This is a genomic window from Streptomyces sp. NPDC047515, from assembly GCF_040643055.1.
Taxonomy (GTDB): Bacteria; Actinomycetota; Actinomycetes; order Streptomycetales; family Streptomycetaceae; genus Streptomyces.
The window spans coordinates 1-4,949 of sequence record NZ_JBEYTM010000133.1; the positions used below are offsets into that span (position 1 = coordinate 1).

Here is a 4,949-nt window from a genome sequence, read left to right on the forward strand (position 1 = left end):
CGCCGCTACATCATCTGGCGAAACCGCCATGCCGACGACCGGCGCCTACGCGCCGTCGTCGACAGGGCAAACGTTGCCTGATCCGGCACTAGAGTTCGCGATCATGGACGCAGTCGACCTGGACCACCGCCACCGCACCTACGACGGCTGGATACCACCCGCCGTCGCTGCGGCTCTCCACAAGCATGGCTATGACGGCATACTCCGCGACGCCGCAGCTCGCGGTGACTGGTTCTGCGCCCGCCAACTCGCCGAAGCCGCCGTGGCCGACGGTGGATCCTGCGGGCAGGTCGAGGCGTTGGCGCTCCTGGAACCGTTCGCCTCCACCGGATGGTGGCCGGCTGTCCGCACCGTCGGTCGGCTGCTCGCCGACTGGGAGCGGCTCGACGAGGCCGCCGAACTGTTGCGTCCGCACGCCGACACCGGTCACCGAGAGGCCGTGCGCGAGTTTGCGCGCCTGGTGGCTCGGCAGGGTCACATCGACAAGGTCGTCGCGCTGCTCGGCCCCCGGACCGCCGACGGCTCGCTTGCCGAGGTACTGGTGGAACTCACCGCGGGCCATGGCCGTGACGAGGAGATTGCCGCCCTGATCCCACCCGTCGGCGTAGGTCCGACGGTCCCGTTCGAGCCGTGGGCGACGGACGCCTGGAACACCGTACCCCTGCACGCCACGCTCCTGGAACGCCAAGGCCGCGTCGACGAGGCGGCAGCACTGCTCAGGAGATACGCGAGCGTCGACGGCATGGTGTTCGCCGGGCACGCCCAGCAACTCGCCACTCTCCTGGCCCGGTATGGACGCGAGGCGGAGCTGCGCGCTTGGCTCGACGAGGACGGGGAGGAGTACGCCCGGACCGCGCTCGCACGCTTGCTGGAGGAACGGGGCCGGACCGAGGAGGCGGTTGCCCTGCTGAAGCAGTACAGCAGCGAGGGGGATCCCCATGCGGCATTCGAACTTGCCGAACTCTTCGCGCGCCATGGCCACCACTGCGAGGCGATCGAGGTACTACGCGGGGCCGCGGAGACCGCTGGCGGGGACGCCGACTGGATCATCCATCTGCTCTGCCGCGTCTTCGTCGAGGCCGACCGTGCAGATGAAGCTCTGGCGTACCTGGACGACTACTTCGCCAGGCATGGTGGTCACCCCGACGAACACGCCTACGCCCGTGCTCAGGTTCTCAAGCTGCACAGCCGCCGCGAAGAGGCCGACGCCGAACATTCCCCGCCGGCTGTCTCTGCCGAAGACCTCATGCACTTCGGGACGTCGGGCGGTGTGATCGCGGAGGCCGAACGTCTGGTGGGCCAGGGTGAGCCGGAGAAGGCGATCGCACACCTGCGAGGCCGTCTGGACGGGACGAGGAGACTGCGCGCCGAGGATCTCTGAGGTCTGGCTCTTTGGTGCTCCTGCTGACCACGGCTCCTGGCCGAGGCCAGGGGCAGCTCCCGGAGCGCCGAGTTGACGGCAGGCTGGCTGTTTCAGCCGTCCGGGACCGGCGCCCGGCCGCCCGGTGGCAGTACGCGTTGCCTGAGCACGCCGACCACCCGTGCCAGGCCCAACGACCTTTCCGCGTCATCCCCTTGCGGAGCACACGCCGAACGGGGACGACCTGGTCGAGGACGATGCCCTCGCGGGCCGGCAGGTAGGTCAGCGTCAGGAACGCACACCGTGCGTTGCCATCCTCGAACGGGTGGAAGAAGCAGACGTCGAGGTAGGCGCGGGCGTCGAGGAGGAGGGCAGGGTCGGTGGGCTGGGTCAGGCAGGTGTCGAGGCGAGCGGGGAGGTTCGCGGCGATGCCGCAGCGTTCGCGGCCGGACCTGGCGTAGGCGGGACGGCTGCGGAAGGGGACGGAGCCTGTGGCGACGACGTGACGTTGCCACCGCTGGAGCGAGGCGAAGGGCAGAGGGCGGGCGGCGGCCGCGTCGGCGCGGGCCAGGCGGAGGGCGTCCAGGGGACTGCTTCGCGTACCTGGAGCCAGGTGCGCAGATGGTCTGCGGTCATGCGGTGGTGGGCTCCAGGGAGGCGGCCAGACGCTCGGCGACGTGGCGAACCGCGGTCTGCTCGGGCTTCATCCTGCTTTCGAAGCGGCCGCCGACGGCCTCGGCGACCAACTCCTCCGCCCGGGAGGGGGCGACGTCCCCGCGTGTCAGCAACCAGGTCAGCACTTGCCGGCAGTGCTCGTACCAGGCATCGCCGGCGGTGGTCCGGTCCATAGCGTGGGTGACCGGATGCGCGGTGGCACCCTCCCAGGTGTCCTGGCGGTCCTCGGGAGGCAGATCGCCCAGCGTATAGCGGTCGAACCGCTCGGCGAGGTCGTCGAGCCACTCCCGCCACCCGGTCTCCCTCGTCATGAGCCCAGGGCCGGCCGAGGACCCATGGGTCGACCGACCGATCCGCCGTCAGTTGGAGGTGAGCCGTGGGCCCGGATACGTTTAGGGTTGCCTCAACGAAGGTTGGTGGACACGAACGTCGATAATGTGGACCGTCAGGTGCGTCTGAGCTTCGTTGGTCAGTCGATCGCTTCGGTGGGACACAGGCCCGTGGCGGCAGAGGTGCACGGGGGACGGGAGGTCGGGAAGAGTGTCGCTGCGCGCAGGTGATCCAGCCGAGATCGGCGGCTATCCGCTTGAGGCGCGGCTCGGCTCGGGGGGCATGGGCACGGTCTTTCTGGCCCGTACGAGTTCGGGGCGACCTGTCGCGATCAAACTGATCCACCAGCAGTTCGCGGGGGACGACGAGTTCCGCATCCGTTTCCGGCAGGAGGTGGCGGCGGCGAGGCGGGTGAGCGGCGCGTTCACCGCCGCCGTGGTCGACGCCGCCCCTGAGGCCGAGCAGCCGTGGATGGCGACGACCTATATCGAGGGGCACACGCTCGCCCAGCGCATCGCCACGAAGGGCCCGCTGAACGGAGCGGAGCTGAGGAGGCTCGCCATCGGGCTGGCGGAGGCGCTGCGCGACATCCACCGGGTGGGGGTCGTCCACCGTGACCTGAAGCCCTCGAACGTCGTGCTCTCGCCCGAGGGCCCGCGCGTCATCGACTTCGGCATTTCGCGCGCCGTGGACCAGCAGACGCTGACGATGACCGGGCGGGTCATCGGTACGCCGCCCTTCATGTCGCCGGAGCAGTTGCAGGCGCCGCGTGGTGTGGGGCCGCAGTCCGATGTCTTCTCGCTGGGGACACTGCTGGTGTACTCGGCGACGGGCCACGGGCCCTTCGACGCGGACAGCCCATACCTGACGGCATATCAGGTGGTGCACGAGGAGCCGTCGCTGGGTGCCGTGCCGGTGGCTTTGCGCGCGGTCGTCGAGTCGTGCCTGGACAAGGAGCCCAAGGGGCGCCCCTCGGCGGACGAACTCCTCGTGCTGCTGCGGGACCTGCCGGCCGACCTCGGTGGGACCGACGCGAACGGGGTTGGCGCGGGCTGCACCCGCGACGTGATCACCCAGCATCACTTCGCGACGCGGGCCACCCCGGCGCCGGCTGCCCCGGCCGGTCCCGATACAGGGAGCGCTGGCACCCCCATCGGCCGCCGTCTGCGTCGCCGATGGCGTCCTGTGCTCGCGGCCGCGGTCGCGGTGGCAGCGATCGGCGGGGGAGTCGCCGTTCTGAAGGCGGGCGGCTTCGGGGGGAACAGCGGCGGCGACAAGGGCAACAGCGTTGCGGCGCCGGTTGCCGCACTTCCGGATGGCTTCGAGCCGTGGCGCAAGACTGTGCTGGGCGGTCGCGAGGACATCCCCGACGAGCTGCGTTGCGTCGCGCGCGGCGACGCGCTGTTCTGCGGGGGCGGCGGTGTTGTCGCGACGCGTATCAGGGCCCTGGACGGCTCGCGGGTGTGGACGGCGAAGAGCCCGGGCATTCCCGTCCAGGGCATGCACCTGGTGGGCGCCACCGACGACACGGTGCTCGGCTACCGCTTCGCCGCCCAGGACGCCCCGCAGGACCCTCCCAGCGAGGTGGTGGCCATCGACGCGAACAGCGGTCGGGAGCTGTGGTCCGTGCCGTCCGGCGCCCAGTCGAAGGCCGTCACGGGTCGGACTCAGGACGCCCTTGTGGTCGGCTCCGCCGTCGTGACGGTCGACGCTTCCAACTCCCGCTTCGAGGCCCGGGACGCGCACAGCGGTGACGCCACCTGGACGACGTCGTTCCCCGCGGGTACGCAGTGCGCTCCCGTCCCGGTGGGCCCACAGCTCTTCGCGATGTGCGCGACGAATGCGGAGGTGGATGCGCTGGAGGTGCGCCACCCCACCCTGTACAGGGTGGACCGCGCCTCGGGGACACTGGGCAGGCCCATCGCGGTCAACGGCCCCGCCGTGCCGATGGGCGTCGCCAACGGCAGGCTCGTACTCCTTCAGGTGCACATGGAGGGAACGGCGCTGACCGGCTACGACGGGGTGGCGCGGGTCGACCCGGCCTCGCGGAAGGTCACGTACTCCCGACTGGCCAAGACCTACGCGGGGACGCCCGGCATGGCGGACGGCACCGTCTACGTGAGCGGGCAGACCGGTCTCGTCACAGCGCTCGACCCCGCGACCGGCCGGACGAAGTGGTCGCGGCAGACTGGCGTGGAGGGTGCGTCGGGTCCCGTTGCGGGAGTCGACGCGCTGTATTTCAGCTCGGCCACCGGCCGGGTGGTCGCGCTGTCGCTGTACGATGGCAAACCCCTGTGGACAACAGACCCGCAGGCCGATGGTTTGACGGGCGAGCAGGGCGCAAGCCCGCGCGTGACCGTTGCGGGGCGTGCGGTGATCGTGGCCGCGGCCAAGAACACTCTCTTCGCCTTCGACGCGCAGAAGCCGCCGAAGTCGGGCTGACCCGGGCGGCACCGGACGCTGGCCGCTAGGCCCTGTCCAACACCGTTGCGTTAGCGCCTTGAGCGGCTGCTGAGGCCGTGCTCGAAGAATCCGATGTCGGCGCGGACGGTGTAGTTCTGGGCTTGCTGGGGGTGCTGTCCGG

The 4,949-nt window shown here is 70.5% G+C and carries 3 protein-coding genes and 1 pseudogene; 3 read left to right on the forward strand and 1 reads right to left on the reverse strand.

All coding sequences use genetic code 11. From position 1 onward, the window contains the following. Positions 1–81: pseudogene (locus ABZ826_RS38845) on the forward strand (transposase); the annotation flags it as partial. Positions 82–103: 22 nt separating this feature from the next. Next, positions 104–1,381, forward strand: a complete 1,278-nt coding sequence (locus ABZ826_RS38850) for a hypothetical protein (protein WP_361459247.1) — start codon at positions 104–106, stop codon at positions 1,379–1,381. A gap of 611 nt (positions 1,382–1,992) precedes the next feature. Here ABZ826_RS38850 and ABZ826_RS38855 read toward each other — a convergent pair. After that, entirely contained in the window at positions 1,993–2,346 is a 354-nt protein-coding gene (locus tag ABZ826_RS38855) for a hypothetical protein (protein ID WP_361459249.1), read from the reverse strand. 229 nt (positions 2,347–2,575) lie between these two features. Here ABZ826_RS38855 and ABZ826_RS38860 point away from each other — a divergent pair, with 229 nt between their 5' ends. Beyond that, on the forward strand, positions 2,576–4,807 hold the full coding sequence (locus ABZ826_RS38860) for a serine/threonine-protein kinase (protein WP_361459251.1): 2,232 nt from the start codon (positions 2,576–2,578) through the stop codon (positions 4,805–4,807). Positions 4,808–4,949: the final 142 nt, after the last annotated feature.

Bases quoted from the DNA above. Each gene is read 5' to 3' on its own strand.
- ABZ826_RS38850 (WP_361459247.1), top strand. From the start codon at position 104: ATGGACGCAGTCGACCTGGACCACCGCCACCGCACCTACGACGGCTGG.
- ABZ826_RS38855 (WP_361459249.1), bottom strand. From the start codon at position 2,346: ATGACGAGGGAGACCGGGTGGCGGGAGTGGCTCGACGACCTCGCCGAG.